This is a genomic window from Clostridium sp. AM54-37XD (assembly GCF_003478225.1).
Taxonomy (GTDB): domain Bacteria; phylum Bacillota; class Clostridia; order Lachnospirales; family Lachnospiraceae; genus Coprococcus; species Coprococcus ammoniilyticus.
In genome coordinates, this window is sequence record NZ_QUEV01000004.1 from 149364 (window position 1) to 166902 (window position 17539).

A 17539-nucleotide genomic window follows, 5' to 3' on the forward strand; every position below is an offset into this window, starting at 1 on the left:
TTTTCCCGCTTCGCGCGACACCATCTTCGATGGTGTTAGGGCGCGTCTTCGCAAAGTGGCGAGCAGTGCTTTTTTGCACCAAAAGCTACTATCCGCTCGTTGGTGGCACATCCCCAATCCCCTTGAACAAGCTAATCGCTTGGCTACGCAATTCTTACGAATCGCTATTTTCTTCCGTTGGAATTTTCTTCAGAAATGAAAAAAGAGGGGAACCCATAAGTCTTAAACCTACAGATTTCCCAAAAAGAATTATCGAGTGATATTGTGTTTTCTGATACGTTCCTTCTTCTGCTCTTCATCGCTTTTAAGGAACTGGTCGATATCGTATTTTGCTCTTTGGATCTCCTGCATATCTTTCTTAACCTGACGATATTCACCGTACAGCTTTTTCTTTTCTGCAAGGATTTCAGCATACTCAGCACTTAAATCTTTTACCTTTGGAAGCTTCTTCAGATGAAGCTCATCAAAGGCATTCTTGGCAGCCTTATGAAGCAGGATTTCCTGTCTATGCTCTTCTAAGAACTTCTTGCTATATCCGCATTTACGATAATCCGCATATACGTCTTTTGTCTTAAAGTAATCAAAGATATGTTCCTTCAAGACTTGAATATCAGCAAGTCGCCTTCTTCAGTTTGTGTATTTTCAGAAACAATTCGCAATTTTCTATCCAAAATACCTATCCTATCTCTTACCTGTATCGGCTCACCTGTAACAGTATTATATCTGCTGACAAGATATGGTGCTTCTCCACAACTTATCTCTAATCTTCTAGCATCAACATATTGCTGCCATGTTTTATTATTAGGAAAAGCAATTACCCCATCTGTAACCTTCCACGAATCTCCATCACAGGTATTGAAAACATTCTTTCTATCAAACCATGCATCATCAACCAAATTATTCTACTCATTACATATCCAACATGGTGTAAAGACTTCCGCCTTATCCCTAGTTCTTTTCATCTGCTCAACTTGAGATTTAGCCACTCTCGGCTGTATTACATTCGTATAATCTCCTGTAATAAACTCTGGTTTTATTTCTACCCCAGCACTACAATCCTCACCTAATGACACATAATTATCGGTTGCCCATCTGATATATTTTTTTGTAGTTTTATCTATCAAGAGTATTCTCAACAAGTCACCGCTCATATCAGCAATACTCTGTTCAATAATATCTACTTCTTCCAAATTTGCTATTCTCTCCTTGCATATAATAGTATTATTATATCATAAACCCATCAAAATGGAATTAATGAAAAAAAGCTCAAACTGTAAATCTACGTTACCCTATATTGAATAAATTACTACACCCTACTCATCAGACCGAACTTATTTAAAAAGAATCTTCCAAGACACAAACTACTCTTATTCAACGCAAAAAAATGCCCACAGAACCGAAATTCTGTGAGCATCTATATTGTTTCATGCTATATTCTTATATCGCTATAGCCCTCAAACCCGCATAAATGCAGGCTTTTTCAATGACTATTTGTTTGCAATAGCAGCCTGAGCAGCAGCAAGTCTAGCGATAGGTACACGGAATGGTGAACATGATACATAATCAAGACCAATCTTGTGGCAGAATTCAACAGATGAAGGATCTCCACCGTGCTCACCACAGATACCGATATGAAGCTTTGGATTAACCGGCTTGCCAAGTTTAACAGCCATATCCATGAGCTTACCAACACCAGTCTGATCAAGCTTAGCAAATGGATCATTCTCGAAGATCTTAGCATCATAGTAAGCATTTAAGAACTTACCGGCATCATCTCTTGAGAAACCAAATGTCATCTGTGTAAGGTCGTTAGTACCGAAGCAGAAGAAGTCAGCTTCCTTAGCGATCTCATCAGCTGTAAGAGCTGCTCTAGGGATCTCGATCATTGTACCAACTTCGTACTTAAGCTCAACACCAGCAGCAGCGATCTCAGCATCAGCTGTCTCAACTACTACCTTCTTAACATACTTAAGCTCTTTAACTTCACATACAAGTGGGATCATGATTTCTGGCTCAACATTCCAATCTGGATGCTCTTTCTGAACTTCGATAGCTGCACGGATAACAGCCTTTGTCTGCATCTTAGCAATTTCTGGATATGTTACAGCAAGACGACATCCTCTGTGACCCATCATAGGGTTGAACTCATGAAGTGAGTTGCAAAGTGCCTTGATCTCTTCTACTGACTTATTCTTAGCCTTTGCAAGCTTCTCAATATCTGCTTCCTCTGTAGGAACGAACTCATGAAGAGGTGGATCCAGGAATCTGATAGTAACCGGATTACCTTCAAGTGCTTCGTAAAGAGCCTTGAAATCTCCCTGCTGATATGGAAGGATCTTATTAAGAGCTTCTTCTCTTTCTTCTACTGTATCTGAGCAGATCATCTCACGGAATGCTGCGATTCTTTCTGGATCAAAGAACATATGCTCTGTACGGCAAAGACCGATACCTTCTGCACCAAGCTCACGAGCCTTCTTAGCATCTGCTGGTGTATCAGCATTTGTTCTAACCTTAAGTGTTCTGTACTTATCAGCCCATGCCATAACACGACCGAATGTACCTGCGATTGAAGCATCAACTGTCTTAATAACTCCATCGTAAATGTTACCTGTTGTACCATCGATTGAGATGAAATCTCCCTCATGGAACTCTTTGCCTGCAAGTGTGAACTTCTTGTTCTCTTCATCCATGATGATATCGCCACAACCTGATACACAACAAGTACCCATACCACGAGCAACTACAGCAGCATGTGATGTCATACCACCACGAACTGTTAAGATACCCTGTGCTGACTTCATACCTGTGATATCTTCCGGTGATGTCTCAAGACGTACAAGAACAACCTTCTCGCCCTTAGCTGCCCATGTTTCTGCATCGTCAGCTGTAAATACGATCTTACCACAAGCAGCACCCGGTGAAGCACCAAGACCTTTGCCCATTGGTGTAGCTGCCTTAAGAGCTGCTGCATCAAACTGTGGATGAAGAAGTGTATCAAGGTTACGAGGATCGATCATTGCAACTGCTTCTTCCTCTGTCTTATGTCCTTCATCAACAAGGTCACAAGCAATCTGGAGAGCTGCCTGAGCTGTTCTCTTACCATTACGACACTGTAACATGTACAGCTTCTTGTTCTCAACTGTGAACTCCATATCCTGCATATCATGGTAGTGATTCTCAAGAGTCTCACATACCTTAAGGAATTCTGCATATGCTTCTGGGAATTCCTGCTCCATCTGAGCGATTGGCATTGGTGTACGAACACCGGCAACTACGTCTTCGCCCTGTGCATTGATAAGGAACTCACCCATAAGCTTCTTCTCACCTGTTGCAGGGTCACGAGTAAATGCAACACCTGTACCAGATTCATTATTTAAGTTACCGAATACCATAGGCATTACGTTAACTGCTGTACCCCATGAATAAGGGATATCGTTATCTCTTCTGTATACGTTTGCACGTGGGTTGTCCCATGAACGGAATACAGCTTCGATAGCTAACTTTAACTGCTCAACTGGGTCTGAAGGGAAATCTGTTCCTAACTGGTTCTTGTATTCAGCCTTGAACTGCTCTGCAAGAGTCTTAAGATCAGCTGCTGTAAGTTCTACGTCGAACTTAACACCCTTCTCTTCTTTCATCTTATCGATGAGCTGCTCAAAGTACTTCTTACCAACTTCCATAACAACGTCTGAGAACATCTGAATGAAACGTCTGTAAGAATCATATACGAAACGCTCGAATGCTGGATCTGGGTTGTGTGCGATCATTGCAGCAACAACTTCGTCATTTAAACCAAGGTTAAGGATTGTATCCATCATACCCGGCATAGATGCTCTAGCACCTGAACGAACTGATACTAATAATGGATTCTCAAGATCTCCGAACTTCTTGCCGTTGATCTCCTCCATCTTCTTAACACCTTCCATAGCCTGTGCCATGATCTCGTCGTTGATCTTACGACCATCTTCATAGTACTGAGTACAAGCCTCTGTTGTGATTGTGAAACCCTGTGGAACTGGAAGACCAATTGTTGTCATCTCTGCAAGGTTTGCACCCTTACCACCGAGAAGATTACGCATGGTCATGTCGCCTTCGCTAAACATATAAACCCACTTGTTTGCCATTTGTTTATTACCTCCTACGTATCTAATTAAATATATGCTGAAAAAAGCCTGCTTCAGGGCAGAATTTTCCCACCACTCTGACGTGATTATATCATATGACCTAATAATATTAAACCACTTTTTTCAATTTTTTTCTCTTTTTAACCGCATATTCCGGAATCTTTTTCAAAAAGAAAGAGACATCCGCCGGATAATGTTCTTTTCCGACAAATGTCCCTTTTATTTTACAGATTCGATCAACCGGATACTCTATCTGAGATATTGATTCATTTCGTCTGATTAATATTCGAATTTCTTCTCAAAATATGCCTTCAGATCTTCGATCTTTACTCTTTCCTGCTCCATGGTATCTCTGTCACGGACAGTTACAGCACCATCTTCTTCTGAATCAAAATCATAAGTTACACAGAACGGAGTTCCGATCTCATCCTGTCTTCTGTAACGCTTACCGATATTTCCTCTGTCGTCGTATTCACAGTTGTAGTATTTGCATAATTCAGCATATACCTTTTCTGCTCCCTCGCCGAGTTTCTTGCTCAGTGGAAGGACACCGATCTTAACAGGTGCAAGTGCAGGATGGAAATGTAATACAGTTCTTACATCCGGCTTCTCCTCTGTTCCGATATTTTCTTCATCATATGCAGCACAAAGGAATGCAAGTGTTACACGATCAGCACCAAGTGATGGTTCGATAACATATGGAATGTATTTCTCTTTTTTCTCATCATCAAAGTAATCCATTGGTTCGCCGGATACAGTCTGATGCTGAGTCAGATCATAATCCGTTCTGTCTGCGATACCCCAAAGCTCGCCCCATCCAAATGGGAATAAGAACTCTATATCTGTTGTTCCCTTGCTGTAGAAGCAAAGCTCTTCCGGTGAATGATCACGGGCACGCATCTCTTCATCCTTGATACCAAGGTCTTTTAGCCAGTTGATACAGAAGCTTCTCCAGTAATCAAACCATTCAAGGTCTGTTCCCGGTTCACAGAAGAATTCCAGCTCCATCTGCTCAAACTCTCTGGTACGGAACGTAAAGTTACCCGGTGTGATCTCATTACGGAATGACTTACCGATCTGTCCGATACCAAACGGGATCTTCTTTCTGGATGTTCTCTGTACATTCTTGAAGTTTACAAAGATACCCTGTGCTGTCTCAGGTCTTAAATATACTGTGTTCTTTGCATCCTCTGTTACACCCTGGAATGTCTTGAACATCAGGTTAAACTGTCTGATACCTGTAAAATTATGTTTTCCACATGAAGGACAACAGATATTCTTTTCTTCGATAAAGCTCTCCATTTCTTCATTTGACCAGCCATCAACAGAACCTTCGATCTCCATGTTATTCTCTGCCATGTAGTCTTCGATCAGTTTATCTGCACGAAATCTTTCATGGCACTCTTTACAGTCCATCAAAGGATCTGCAAAACCGCCAAGATGTCCGGATGCTACCCATGTCTGTGGGTTCATCAGGATCGCACAGTCAACGCCTACATTATATGGATTCTCCTGTATGAACTTTTTCCACCAAGCCTTTTTTACATTGTTCTTTAACTCAACACCAAGGTTACCGTAATCCCATGTATTTGCAAGTCCACCATAAATCTCTGAACCCGGATATACAAAACCTCTGTTTTTTGCTAAAGCAACGATCTTGTCTAATGTCTTTTCCATAATGTCCTCCATTTATATTTCATCTTTATATTTGTACGTTATTGTACCTTCTCTCCCTGTTTTTTTCAAGACAGGGATTCAATTATTTCTACAGAATTGAATTTTCGGTCTACATATACCGCCAGAAATTCCTTTGCGATCATCATAAGTTCTTCCAGCACGCTGTCTGAAACCGTGAAATTATACAGATTTCCAAGCGTTGCTCCATTAATATACTGAAGCACATATCTGGCGTCCTCTGATATATGGATACTTTTCTTAGCCTTGCTCCGGCAGTTCTCACACAGGATTCCACCGGATAAGGGATCAAATATCCGTGTCAGCCTGTCGCTTCCACAGATCGGGCAATGAAAGCTCTGCAGTCCCTGTCCAAAGATATCCATGATCTTCAGTTCATATACACAACGGATCAGTTTCACCGGCAGCAGTCCTTTTTTTAATGCATTCAGGCTGACAAACAGCAGATTCAGATAATCTGCCGACCGGTCACCTTCTCTTGTAAAATATGACATCATCTCACAAAAGTAAGATCCGTAACAGTATTTGTTCATATCAAAGGTCAGTTCATGAAAATATTCCTTTGCATCTACGTTGATAAGTGTATATGCATTTCTTCCCGGATATACAGTAAATGCTCCCATGACAAACAGCTGCGTCTTTGAGATCAACTGGCTGCTTGGTCGTCGGACTCCCTTTGCAAATGCTGTAATCTTCCCCTGCTCTCTGGTCAGTATAACAAGCCGTCTGTCATATTCTCCCTGAAGACCGGAGGAAAGCACGATTCCGTTTAATACTATCTCATCCTTCATGATTCATCCATCTTATAACCATAATTTCGAAGAAGGGTATCGGTATCCCGCCAATCCTTCTTCACCTTTACCCAAAGCTTCAGATTCACATGTGTATCTAATAGCTGTTCAATGCCATACCTTGCATTGCTGCCGATCTTTTTCAGCATTGCGCCCTGTTTTCCGATAATAATACCCTTATGGGAATCCCGCTCACAGATGATTGTTGCATCTATATCCATAAGCCGTCCATTCGGACGTTCCTTCATCGAATCAATAACAACCGCGATTCCGTGTGGAATCTCTTTATCCAGAAGTCTTAAAGCCTGCTCCCGGATCAGTTCGGATACGATCTGTCGCTCCGGCTGATCGGTGATCGTGTCTTCATCATAGAACTGTGGTCCGTATGGAAGGTATTTGAACAGCGTCTTTATCAGTTCATCTTTGTTCTTTCCCTTTAATGCCGATACCGGAACGATCTCCGCATGACTGCAGGCATCCTTATAGGTCGAAATCGCCTTGAATACTTCTTCTTCACTTACCGCATCGATCTTATTTACCACAATGATGATCGGTGTCTTAACACGTTCTAACTGTTCAATGATATACCGTTCTCCTGCTCCGATAAATGTCGTTGCTTCAACGATCCACATAACGACATCTACTTCATTTAATGTTCCCTCTGCCACCTTTAACATATATTCACCAAGCTTGTTCTTGGCCCTGTTGATTCCAGGTGTATCGAGGAAAACAATCTGTCCTTCATCCGAGGTATACACGGTCTGAATACGGTTTCTTGTTGTCTGCGCCTTACTGCTCGTTATAGCGATCTTCTGTCCGATCAACTGATTCATCAGTGTGGATTTACCTACATTTGGTCTTCCTATGATCGCAACAAATCCTGATTTGTATGTATCGTTCATACTTCTCCTTCCATACTCTGTATGTATTCATGTTCTCCATTCGGCACAGAATTCTGTAACCTGCCGGAGAACTATTTACAAATCTATATACTTCTATCTTCTTTCGTTACTTCTGTAAAAACTATAGATCTTTTACTTCTTTAAACTTTGCCCGATTCTGTTCGATCTTATCTTCCCCACCGATTGCACAGATAACCCCGCCATCTGTGATCGCCCGGATCACAGGTGCCAGTGAACGGATCGTTTCTACATTTGCAGTAAGCACCTGATCACGTTCTTTCTGAAGCTGCTCATCTGTAATACCTGCAAAGTAACAGGTCTGGCTGAATGCTCCTTCTGCTGATGGTGTCATTGGAGAATCTAACTTCGCGATCGCACCGATCAGATATTTGGTCATATCTCTGTCGCTTGCATCAAAGCCTGCCACATAGTCTGCTGCCTTCTTATAGATATCATATGTCTCCATCAGGTTCGGATCTCTGTAGGATGTAAAATACCCCATTCCTGATCTGGCAAATGAACACATAGCTCCATATGCCCCACCCTTTACACGGATATTCTCCCAGAGATATCCATAGGAGAAGATCACCTGTAGGACTTCCAGTGCTCCGGTATATTCAAATCCTTTTTCTTTATAATTTCCTGCGAGAGCCGCATACTGTACCTGGCTTGCTGTCTTAAAGGCTTCGTTCTTAACAGCTTTTTTCATCACACGTTTTTCTGCAAAAGCAGGTCTGGTCGACAACTTTCTTGCAAACGCTTCAATATCTGCGCCCAATAATTCCTTGATATCATTGTCACCTGTATAAGAGATTGTTACCGCTCCTTTTCTGAGGATCTCGGCAAGCGTTGTCTGCAGCTTCTCAATGATCGCATCTGCATTCTGCTCAAAATCCTGATCCAGCTCCTGTAAGAAATCATAATATCCGATTCCCTCTGTCATATCCTTAAATGCCATCACATCTGAGACATACGACATCGCGCGTGTTGCAGATGTGATATGCCCTGAAGATATCAGATCAGTCTTAAGTCCGGCCTTTTCTTCCGATATAATCTCTTTCAATCTCTTCTTATCCGAAAGCTTCGATGTGAACAGGATCTCCTCGATCAGCTTCAGACCTTCTCCAAGCTTGTCATACATGGCCTTTGTCTTAACGGAGAAGAATGAAAGATGATCCTTCCCGCCATCCTTATACATGGCTCCTGTAGAAAATCCGATACCACCGGTATGGAAATTGATCTGATTGGACAGTTCACCATATGTGTAATGCTCTGTATCCACATATTTGAAAATGTTAGTGAGCAGCTCTGCATATGGAACAAACTCTGCATCCAGATCATTGATATCAAATATAAACTCCAGATAACCGATTCCGTTAGTAAAGATATCATGACTTATTAATGGCATACCATAAATGCTGTCCTCACGGTTCTTTAACGGATGGATCTCTTTTCTGATATCAGAAATATTAAGCAACGGAACCTTCTCCATATCCTCTGCCGGAGATGGTGTCTCCTGATATAATTTTAATTCCTTTGTATCTGATACAACCTGTTCAAGCTCATTTTCCGTAAGAGAGGCCTTATAGTCCGCAAGCTTCTGCTTCTCTGCTGCATCATTCTCCTTATCAAGCCCCTTCTTCGGCTTCATAACAAAAATCATACCAAAGGTATTCTGAACCAGCTTTTCCCAGATCAGTTCTTCAAAATATCCGGTTTTCAGACTTTCTTTCAATTCATCATATACTTCATTTAACTTAAACATTTCAAGTGCAGATGCATCATCATACAGCCATGTATTAAATGCATCCAGACCCATCATAAGCCCCTTCGGAAATCTGCCGAAGTTTGCTTCCTTATGTTTGAACTCAAAATTATTGATCGCAGCCTCGATCGAAGTCCGATCGATCGCCTTTCCTTCTTCTCCATGCCCGGAAAGATCAGTCAGTGTATCCCTGATCACTGACACAAAACGTTCCTTATCGGACATATTTGCATTTCTTGCTACGATTGAAAAGATTGTCTGCCGGATCCCATCATCAAAGGAAGCAAAGACATCCTCTCCGATCCCTGCATCTACTAATGCTTTCTTCAAAGGTGCGCCCGGAGCGTCCATAATTGCGTATTCCAGTATATTCATGGCAACGGACTGCTTCTTATCAAGGCTGCTGCCAACTACCATATTATAGGTTAAAAATGTCTGATTTCCTTCGCTCTCATTTTCTGCGATTGAATAAAAGCAGCTCTCATCCTTCATCTGTTCATAGGCTGTCTGCACAGCGATCGTAGAATCAATCTCTCTATAATCAAAGCTCGAGAGATACTCCTTATCGATATAGTCCAATTCCTTATACATATCAAGATCACCATACAGATAAATATAACTGTTTGACGGATGATAATACTTTCTGTGAAAATCAAGAAAACGTTCCTGACTTAATGTTGGAATCGCTGCAGGATCACCACCGGATTCATTCTTGTATGGTGTGTCAGCAAGAAGAAGTTTTTCAATCTTTGAATACATCTGCTGTTCCGGAGATGAAAATGCCCCCTTCATCTCATTAAACACAACACCATTATAGATCAGTTCCCCTTCTATAGTTTCAAGTTCATAATGCCAGCCTTCCTGACGCATGATCTCTGTATGTTCATAAATATTCGGATAGAATACCGCATCCAGATAGACATCCATAAGATTTTCAAAATCCTTTTCGTTACAGCTTGCAATCGGATATACCGTCTTATCAGAATATGTCATTGCATTTAAAAACGTATTTAATGAACCCTTTGCCAGTTCTACAAACGGGTCTTTTACCGGATATTTTCTGGAACCGCATAATACCGAATGTTCCAGAATATGCGGAATACCGGAATCATCATACGGCGGTGTCCGGAATCCGATATTAAACACCTTGTTCTCATCATCATTTGCAATTACAAGCACTCTGGCCTTTGTCTTCTTGTGGCTTAAGATATAACCTGTTCCATTTACTTCAGGGATCTTTTCTTCTGTTATGATGTCATACCCTGTTAATTCTTTTAAGTCTCTCAATCTGATGTCTCCTTTATTCTTCTTTATTCAAATGAAATGTCTCCGGAAGCAGCTCTTCTACCGAATACATCCGATATTCCTGTTTGTTCTTTGCTACAACGATCACGCAGCCTTGTTCAGCAAATTCGGCAATGACCTGTCTGCATATCCCACATGGATAAGTATAGTCACATTCTCCGTCCTTTAGTCCGCCAACGATCGCGATCGCAGACAGCTTTCTGCACCCTTCACTGACTGCCTTAAAACAGCCGTCCGTTCCGCACAGTTTGTTGCCCCATAGGAAGCATTCTCTATGTTGCATCCTGTATAATAACTTCCATTCTCCATCTTTACACAGGCTCCCACCTGAAAATTCGAATATGGCTCATATGCCTTTGTTCTTGCCTGCATCGCAAGCTCGATCATCTCTGAAATCTCGTTTTCATTCATACAAATTTCCTCTTACTTCCTGTTACATGGAACTAACAGTACCACCCATAAATATAGCCTATTTTCCATGTGTTTGCAATGCGATTCTGGCGTATTCTAACTGCAAACTATACAAAACAGATTGACAGTGGTCTTACCTATTATTACACAAGACATTCTCATTCTATCCTCATGTAGCGGTACAGAATGCAGCAAAATACGCTGTCCAAGTACCGACATTCGTAACTGAGACCTTAGCTCGACTTGATCGAGGTTAGTTCGAAGTTACACAGAGTGGATAGGCTTGTTACATAATAGTAAGACCACTGTCAATCTACTATTTAAAATTTCTACTCTCTATTTAAAAATAAATCATTATTTCAAATTCACCATCTTCTGTTTTTAAACTTCCGTGGTAGCCAAATATCTGCATGATCTCCTGCACGATGCTCAATCCGATTCCGCTTCCGCTTCTGCCGGTTCTTGCTTCGTCTCCCTTTACAAATGGCTTCCATAACTCCTCCGGATCGGTTGTAATCGGCTGTTCCATCGGATTGCTAAGGATCAGATGATCTTCCTTTAATACCAGCCGGATCACACTTCCTTTCAGTGAATACTTAATTGCATTTACAAACAGATTCTCTAACATATGGGAAAGCATCAGCGGATCACCTTTTACCGTACAGTTTCCTGACATTCTTACCTCCAGACCTTTTTCATCCAGAAGATTTTGATACCGTTCCTGTAACGGCTCCCATATCTGTTCGATGCTTACAGACTCTGTCTGTAACGCTTCCATTTTACCAAGCTTGATATACTCGCTTAACTGACATAAAAGTTCATTCATGTAAGATGTATTTTCCAAAATAACATCTATGTAATGCCGGCACTCTCCTGTCTGGTTTAACTGTTTCAGATTCTCTGCATACCCGGAAATTGCCATCAATGGACTTTTTACATCATGTGCAAGTGCTGTAATAACCGTTTCTTTTCTCTCTGCATCTTCCATCTGTGAAAATGTCCGTCTACAGGATATAAACGCAGTCAAGATCGTTGCAATTATAATGAGAAATACAACTGCAATCCCTCCATAAAATAACCAGATGCCTTCTGTATGCCAGCCAAACGGATCTGCATACATAGCGGATACGATATAATATATATCATTGTCAAAAACGACATACTGACTTTTAAAATAATAGTTTCCACCCAAACAACCACTTATACTCTCTGTTATATCTGCTGGATGTGCTCCATAAGTCTCCATCTTAGCCAGCAAATACCTGCTCGTCTTACTATACTGATTGGCATCATCTACTCTGCCATGAAGACTCCATGCAAATTCCCCTGCATCAGCATTTTGAACCACCTGCCGGAAAGAAGGCATAATCGGTGAATACATCTGTACTTCGGACTGCATCTGCTCCATATCATCCTCTATATCCTGTACCTGTTGTTCTAATTTTTCTGTATCATTTTCGTCTGTATGCTTCGTAGTTTCTGTTTCTTGATTTTCATCTGCAGCATTTACACCGTCTTTTTCTTCTATATTGTCTACTGCATCTGAGCTTTCCAAATGCCGCCTGTAAACTGCTGTCAAAAAATATGGTGTATTTTCCTCCGCAAAGATTTCCTGTATTCTATTACGGGCTTCCTCTATATCTGTCATACCTGCAATATCTTCCTGACATTCAGCCAAACCTGCACTGACACTATTTGTTGATACCTGAAAATATTCTTTTAATTCCAGATTGACCTGATTTCTGTAATAACCGATCACCAGCAGATACAATATTATGCTGACTGCTATAATGCCAGATGAAATCCATATCCATTTTCTTTTTATCTTTTGTCTTTTTCTTTTCTGCCGCTCCGACAATAATGCATTTCTTTTTTTATCATTCTTTTTGTTCTTTTTCATCGTCATCACCCCGTATCTGATATCCATTTCCTATCACTGTTTTAATCTGCTTTCCTGCACTTCCAAGATGTTTTCGAATCTTTCGAATGTGATTATCCACACAACGATCACTGCCTCATAATCATAACCCCATACACCGATCAGCAGCCGTTCTCTTGCCACAGTCTTATTTTTGTTCTCAAGCAACATCCGCAACAATGCAAACTCTTTTGGCGCAAGTTCTATTTCCTGAGAATCCACAAGAACCCTATACTCCGATGGCTTCATATGTATCCTGCCACAGACCAGCTCTCCGGTTCTGCTGAGATCCTTTGACCGTCTGATCAGTGCCTTGCATTTCGCATATAAGGTCACAAGAGAAAATGGTTTGATGATATAATCGTCACAGCCGAGATCATAGCCAAGCAGGATATCCCGTTCGGAAATTCTGGCTGTTAAAAACAGAATCGGAACCATGCTCGTCCTACGCATCTCCCGACAAATCGCAAATCCATCCATCCCCGGAAGCATGATGTCTAACAATACAAGATCTACCCGTTCCGTCTCAAATAAATCCAGCCCGTCCTGTCCATTCTGTGCCGTCCGTACTACAATCTCATTTTCGCTTTCTCTGGTAAAATAATCTTTCACTACTTCGCAGATCTGTTCATCATCTTCAATCATCAGTATCTGATATGTCATATTTCTTACCTCCTTGCGCCTATCTTAACAGTGTCATATGACTTTTAAATGTTCTTACATAAAAAGCCTAAATAGAGTTTACTGCTCTATTCAGGCTTTCTTATTTGCTATAGTTTCTCCTCCACAGCTCGTTCCATATTCTGCATGGCACATTCTGTCTGCATGGCTCTCCCTCGTTCCTCTTCGGAAAGTCCGTCGGTTATGGAATAACATGCATCAAACAAGCCGCTCTCCATACATTGTTCGATGCCTTCCCCGAAGCAACCTGCAAATGCAACCACTTTTTTCTTCTGTGCTTTTGCAAGTTTTGCTACGCCTGCCGGAGTTTTTCCCATTAACGTCTGTGCATCCATCCTGCCCTCTCCGGTAATAACCAGATCGACATTTTTTATTCTTTCTTTTAAATGGATCTCATCAAATACTATATCAATTCCCGGTCGTAATCTTGCATGCAGGAACATTAGAAATGCATATCCAAGACCGCCTGCTGCACCTGCTCCCGGTGTCATACGATTTATTATGCTGTCCATCTGACACTTCTCCGGGTCTGTATTCATTTGCACTTTATCCTGCTTACAGCCTGACCAGTTCTGCTGTTCTACCAGAGCTGCATAACGCACCATGGATTTCTCCATGTTCTCTACCATCTGAGCATCTGCTCCCTTTTGCGGTGCAAAGATATGGCTACATCCATTCTCTCCAACCAGTGGATTTGTAACGTCACAGGCAATCTGAAATGAACATGCTGAAAACTCCGGTAACATATCCTCTGTGTGAATCTCGCATACTTTTGAAAGTCCTTCTGCTCCATAGCAAACTTCGTTTCCATGTTCATCAAGGAAATGACACCCAAGTGCCTGCAGCATTCCGATCCCGGCATCATTTGTTGCGCTTCCGCCAATCCCTATAATAAAGCTCCGGCATCCATGCAGCATGGCATCCTTTATCATCTCGCCTACTCCATATGTAGTTGTATGCATCGGATTTCTGGCTGACTCCGGTACAAGCGGAAGTCCTGCTGCCTCTGCCATCTCGATTAATGCTACTTTTTCTCCTGCTTCATCATAACTGATATAAGAAGCCTTTACGACCTGTCCAAGCGGTCCTATTACATTAACTGTATGACGTTTCATGTTCGATTTTCCATAGGCGATCGCATCCATGGTTCCCTCTCCGCCATCTGCAACCGGAACCACTTCGATCTCACAATTCTTATAATTTTTCTCCAGACCTTTTTTAACCGCCATGCCTGCCTGAACAGATGTCATACTGCCCTTAAAAGAATCAACAGCCGCCAGAACCTTAAGCGGTCTTTCTCTCAATTTCAGATCATCCTGCAATATGGTGTCATGTATTTCACATGTTCGATTCATTTGAGAAGTCCTCCCTTGCAAATATCACACTGTTTATTTCCGGTTCAGATTATATCCGACAACTGCACCCACAATGCCGCCAACGATATGTGCCATATTCGAGATATTGTCCTGTACTGCGATACCTTCATATACCTGCTGTCCGATAAAGATGATCGCAACCAGAATAAAGGATAACGGAATTTCGCCTGCTCGGAATCCGGTAAAGGACGCCAGCACGATAAATGCAAATACGACACCACTCGCTCCACAAAGTGCTACATTCCAGAAAAAGATGTAATTCACAATACCGGTCGCAAGTGCTGTTACACCGATCACTTCCAACATTTCTTTCGAACCATATTTTTCTTCTAACATCGGTCCAAGCAATAACAGATAGGAGGCATTTCCGATAAAATGACTCCATCCTGCATGCCCGAATACATGTGTAAAGAATCGCAGATATGTGAGTGGATTTGTAAGCGATGAATGATATGTCATAAATAATAACCGGGTACTTCCGCCACCGGTCAGTACCCCAAGCAGCGTTACAACAAAACAAATAAATACAAAGCCCAGCGTCACCGGCGCGTTAAATGTGATCTTTAATTTTCTCATCTGTATATACCTCCCCATATAGAATGAATAGCTTTATTATACCCTATTTATGTATAAATACAAAGAGCCGCTTCGACTCTTTTACCCCAGAACAAAATTGCTTTACAGGATAAATATTTCTATAAAACAAAACTACCGTCCATCCGGCAGTCTGATCATAGCAGTTTCAACTGACGATCAAATCTGTATCCGAATAAACGGTAGTCTTATATATACTTCGCACATTCTATGCATCCGAAAAATCATTGCTTATACTATGGTCAGATGATTTTCCATCACGATATACCGATGAATTTACAGATTATATTCTTTCTTCGTATCAGCAAGTGCCGCATCCATACGCTCGATAACGGCTGCGATCTGTTCCTCTGTAATAACCGCTGTCGGCTCGAAACGGATACACTTGGAGTTTACAAGTGTTCCGGCTGTCATAACACCTCTTGAGAACAAGCCCTTTGCGATGCTGTAACCGATATCAGATGTAACAAACTCAACAGCAAGCATCAGACCTACGCCTCTGACATCATCGATGATCTCAGGATATTTTGCCTTCAGACTTTCAAGTCCTGCCTTTAAGATCTTACCTTTGCTTGCACACTGTCCTGGAATATCATTATCAATCATGTATTTGATCGTTGCGATCGCTGCCGAACAACATACAGGGTTACCACCAAATGTAGGAGAACCAAGTAACCATGGGTTGTCGATCAACTGCTGTACCCACATGGATGGCTTACAGATAATACCTGTGATTGGCATAATACCACCACCAAATGCTTTACCGAATGTCATGATATCCGGTGTTACGCCTTCTGCTTCGCATCTCCACATTGTACCGGTACGACCCATACCTGTCTGGATCTCATCAAAGATCAACGCTACACCATACTCATCACAAATCTGTCTTAACTCTGTCAGATATCCTTCCGGTGGAACGATAACACCAGCCTCGCCCTGAATTGGTTCAACGATCATGGCTGCAACCTTTTCACCAACAGCGATCAGGTTACGAATTGCCTTTCTTGCATCCTCTGCATTACCATATTCTACATGCTGTACCTGCTGTACCATAGGTGTATATGGAACTCTGTATGTATTCTTACCACCCATTGAGATTGCACCCATTGATTTACCATGGAATGCACCAACGGTTGAGATATACCATCTTCCGCCTGTTGCGATTCTGGCAAGCTTCAATGCCATTTCGACTGCCTCTGCACCACCATTTGTAAAGAAACAATACTGAAGATCACCCGGTGTGATATCTGCAACTGCCTTTGCAAGATATCCACGAAGCGGATCCAACAGCTCCTGTGAATGAAGCGCCTGATGATCAAGCTGTGCCTTTACGGTATCAAGGATCTCCGGATTTCTATGACCACATGTATAAATACCGAAACCACCAAGACAGTCAATGAATTCTTCACCATATAAGCCATCACATACACCGTCATGATCTTTCCACTCAAGCACTGCTGAGTTGGTAGATACTGACTTTCTGTATTTTAACCAGCCCGGGCTTACATAATTATCAAAATAATCTAATGTCTGTTCTGTCATTAATTTCTTTTCATCATCTGTTAATTCATCTGAATGGATATAACCAATTACCTTTTCCAAATCCTTACTTACCTGTTCATAACTCATATTAAAATCCTCCTTAAAATATATTCGTGTTATCGTGTGTCTGTCTGATCCTGTATGTTACCTAACACAACCTTTCCATGAACATTTACAATCATTGATTGAAGTATAAATTTTACGGCCATTAAACTGAAAAAAAGGAGCCTGTGACCTGTTCACAAGCTCCTTTGCTTCTATGTCTGTATATTATCGTATCTCATGCTCTTTTTCAATTACTAATTTATACCATTTATCTACCATTTATCTGTTATATATAATTAAATATAAGTATATTTAGCTAATATAACTGACTTGTAATTCCATCGTCATACCTCTATCGAAGTATCATTTTCTACCCTATTTCTGTTATTC

The 17539-nt window shown here is 41.4% G+C and carries 14 protein-coding genes and 1 pseudogene; all 15 read right to left on the reverse strand.

The genetic code is table 11. The features are described from left to right. Positions 1–249 precede the first annotated feature (249 nt). The 15 genes and pseudogenes from DXA07_RS05200 to DXA07_RS05265 all read right to left on the reverse strand — a co-directional run bounded on the left by DXA07_RS05200 (position 250) and on the right by DXA07_RS05265 (position 17191). Positions 250–600, reverse strand: a complete 351-nt coding sequence (locus DXA07_RS05200) for a hypothetical protein (RefSeq protein WP_182427470.1) — start codon at positions 598–600, stop codon at positions 250–252. Further along, on the reverse strand, positions 597–896 hold the full coding sequence (locus tag DXA07_RS05205; protein ID WP_118483729.1) for a hypothetical protein: 300 nt from the start codon (positions 894–896) through the stop codon (positions 597–599). Before DXA07_RS05205 ends, DXA07_RS05200 begins: the two co-directional genes overlap by 4 nt. Positions 897–902: 6 nt before the next feature. After that, a complete protein-coding gene (locus tag DXA07_RS05210) occupies positions 903–1190 on the reverse strand; it encodes a hypothetical protein (protein ID WP_118483731.1) in 288 nt (95 codons plus the stop codon). Positions 1191–1487: 297 nt separating this feature from the next. Next, positions 1488–4124, reverse strand: a complete 2637-nt coding sequence (gene ppdK / locus DXA07_RS05215) for a pyruvate, phosphate dikinase (RefSeq protein WP_021943737.1) — start codon at positions 4122–4124, stop codon at positions 1488–1490. A gap of 279 nt (positions 4125–4403) precedes the next feature. Continuing rightward, positions 4404–5801, reverse strand: a complete 1398-nt coding sequence (locus DXA07_RS05220) for a glycine--tRNA ligase (RefSeq protein ID WP_021943736.1) — start codon at positions 5799–5801, stop codon at positions 4404–4406. A 65-nt stretch (positions 5802–5866) separates the two neighbouring features. Further along, positions 5867–6610 (reverse strand): DNA repair protein RecO, encoded by a 744-nt coding sequence (gene recO, locus DXA07_RS05225; RefSeq protein ID WP_021943735.1) that lies wholly within the window; start codon positions 6608–6610, stop codon positions 5867–5869. Next, positions 6607–7512, reverse strand: coding sequence for a GTPase Era (gene era, locus DXA07_RS05230; protein ID WP_008402838.1), 906 nt, complete (start codon positions 7510–7512; stop codon positions 6607–6609). Before era ends, recO begins: the two co-directional genes overlap by 4 nt. Positions 7513–7633: 121 nt before the next feature. Beyond that, positions 7634–10564: an insulinase family protein gene (locus DXA07_RS05235; protein ID WP_118483733.1), complete on the reverse strand. Its 2931-nt coding sequence runs from the start codon at positions 10562–10564 to the stop codon at positions 7634–7636. A 13-nt stretch (positions 10565–10577) separates the two neighbouring features. Beyond that, positions 10578–10993, reverse strand: a pseudogene (locus DXA07_RS05240) (cytidine deaminase). A 340-nt stretch (positions 10994–11333) separates the two neighbouring features. Further along, positions 11334–12893, reverse strand: a complete 1560-nt coding sequence (locus tag DXA07_RS05245) for a HAMP domain-containing sensor histidine kinase (protein ID WP_182427471.1) — start codon at positions 12891–12893, stop codon at positions 11334–11336. Beyond that, entirely contained in the window at positions 12871–12972 is a 102-nt protein-coding gene (locus DXA07_RS13970) for a hypothetical protein (RefSeq protein ID WP_348980753.1), read from the reverse strand. The genes DXA07_RS05245 and DXA07_RS13970 overlap by 23 nt, the downstream gene beginning before the upstream one ends. Then, a complete protein-coding gene (locus DXA07_RS05250; RefSeq protein WP_348980748.1) occupies positions 12927–13574 on the reverse strand; it encodes a response regulator transcription factor in 648 nt (215 codons plus the stop codon). The genes DXA07_RS13970 and DXA07_RS05250 overlap by 46 nt, the downstream gene beginning before the upstream one ends. 107 nt (positions 13575–13681) lie before the next feature. Then, positions 13682–14947, reverse strand: a complete 1266-nt coding sequence (locus DXA07_RS05255; RefSeq protein WP_279286893.1) for a glycerate kinase — start codon at positions 14945–14947, stop codon at positions 13682–13684. Between the two features lie 33 nt (positions 14948–14980). Further along, positions 14981–15544, reverse strand: coding sequence for a rhomboid family intramembrane serine protease (locus DXA07_RS05260; protein ID WP_117807660.1), 564 nt, complete (start codon positions 15542–15544; stop codon positions 14981–14983). A gap of 294 nt (positions 15545–15838) precedes the next feature. After that, entirely contained in the window at positions 15839–17191 is a 1353-nt protein-coding gene (locus DXA07_RS05265; protein WP_008402829.1) for a putrescine aminotransferase, read from the reverse strand. Positions 17192–17539 lie beyond the last annotated feature (348 nt).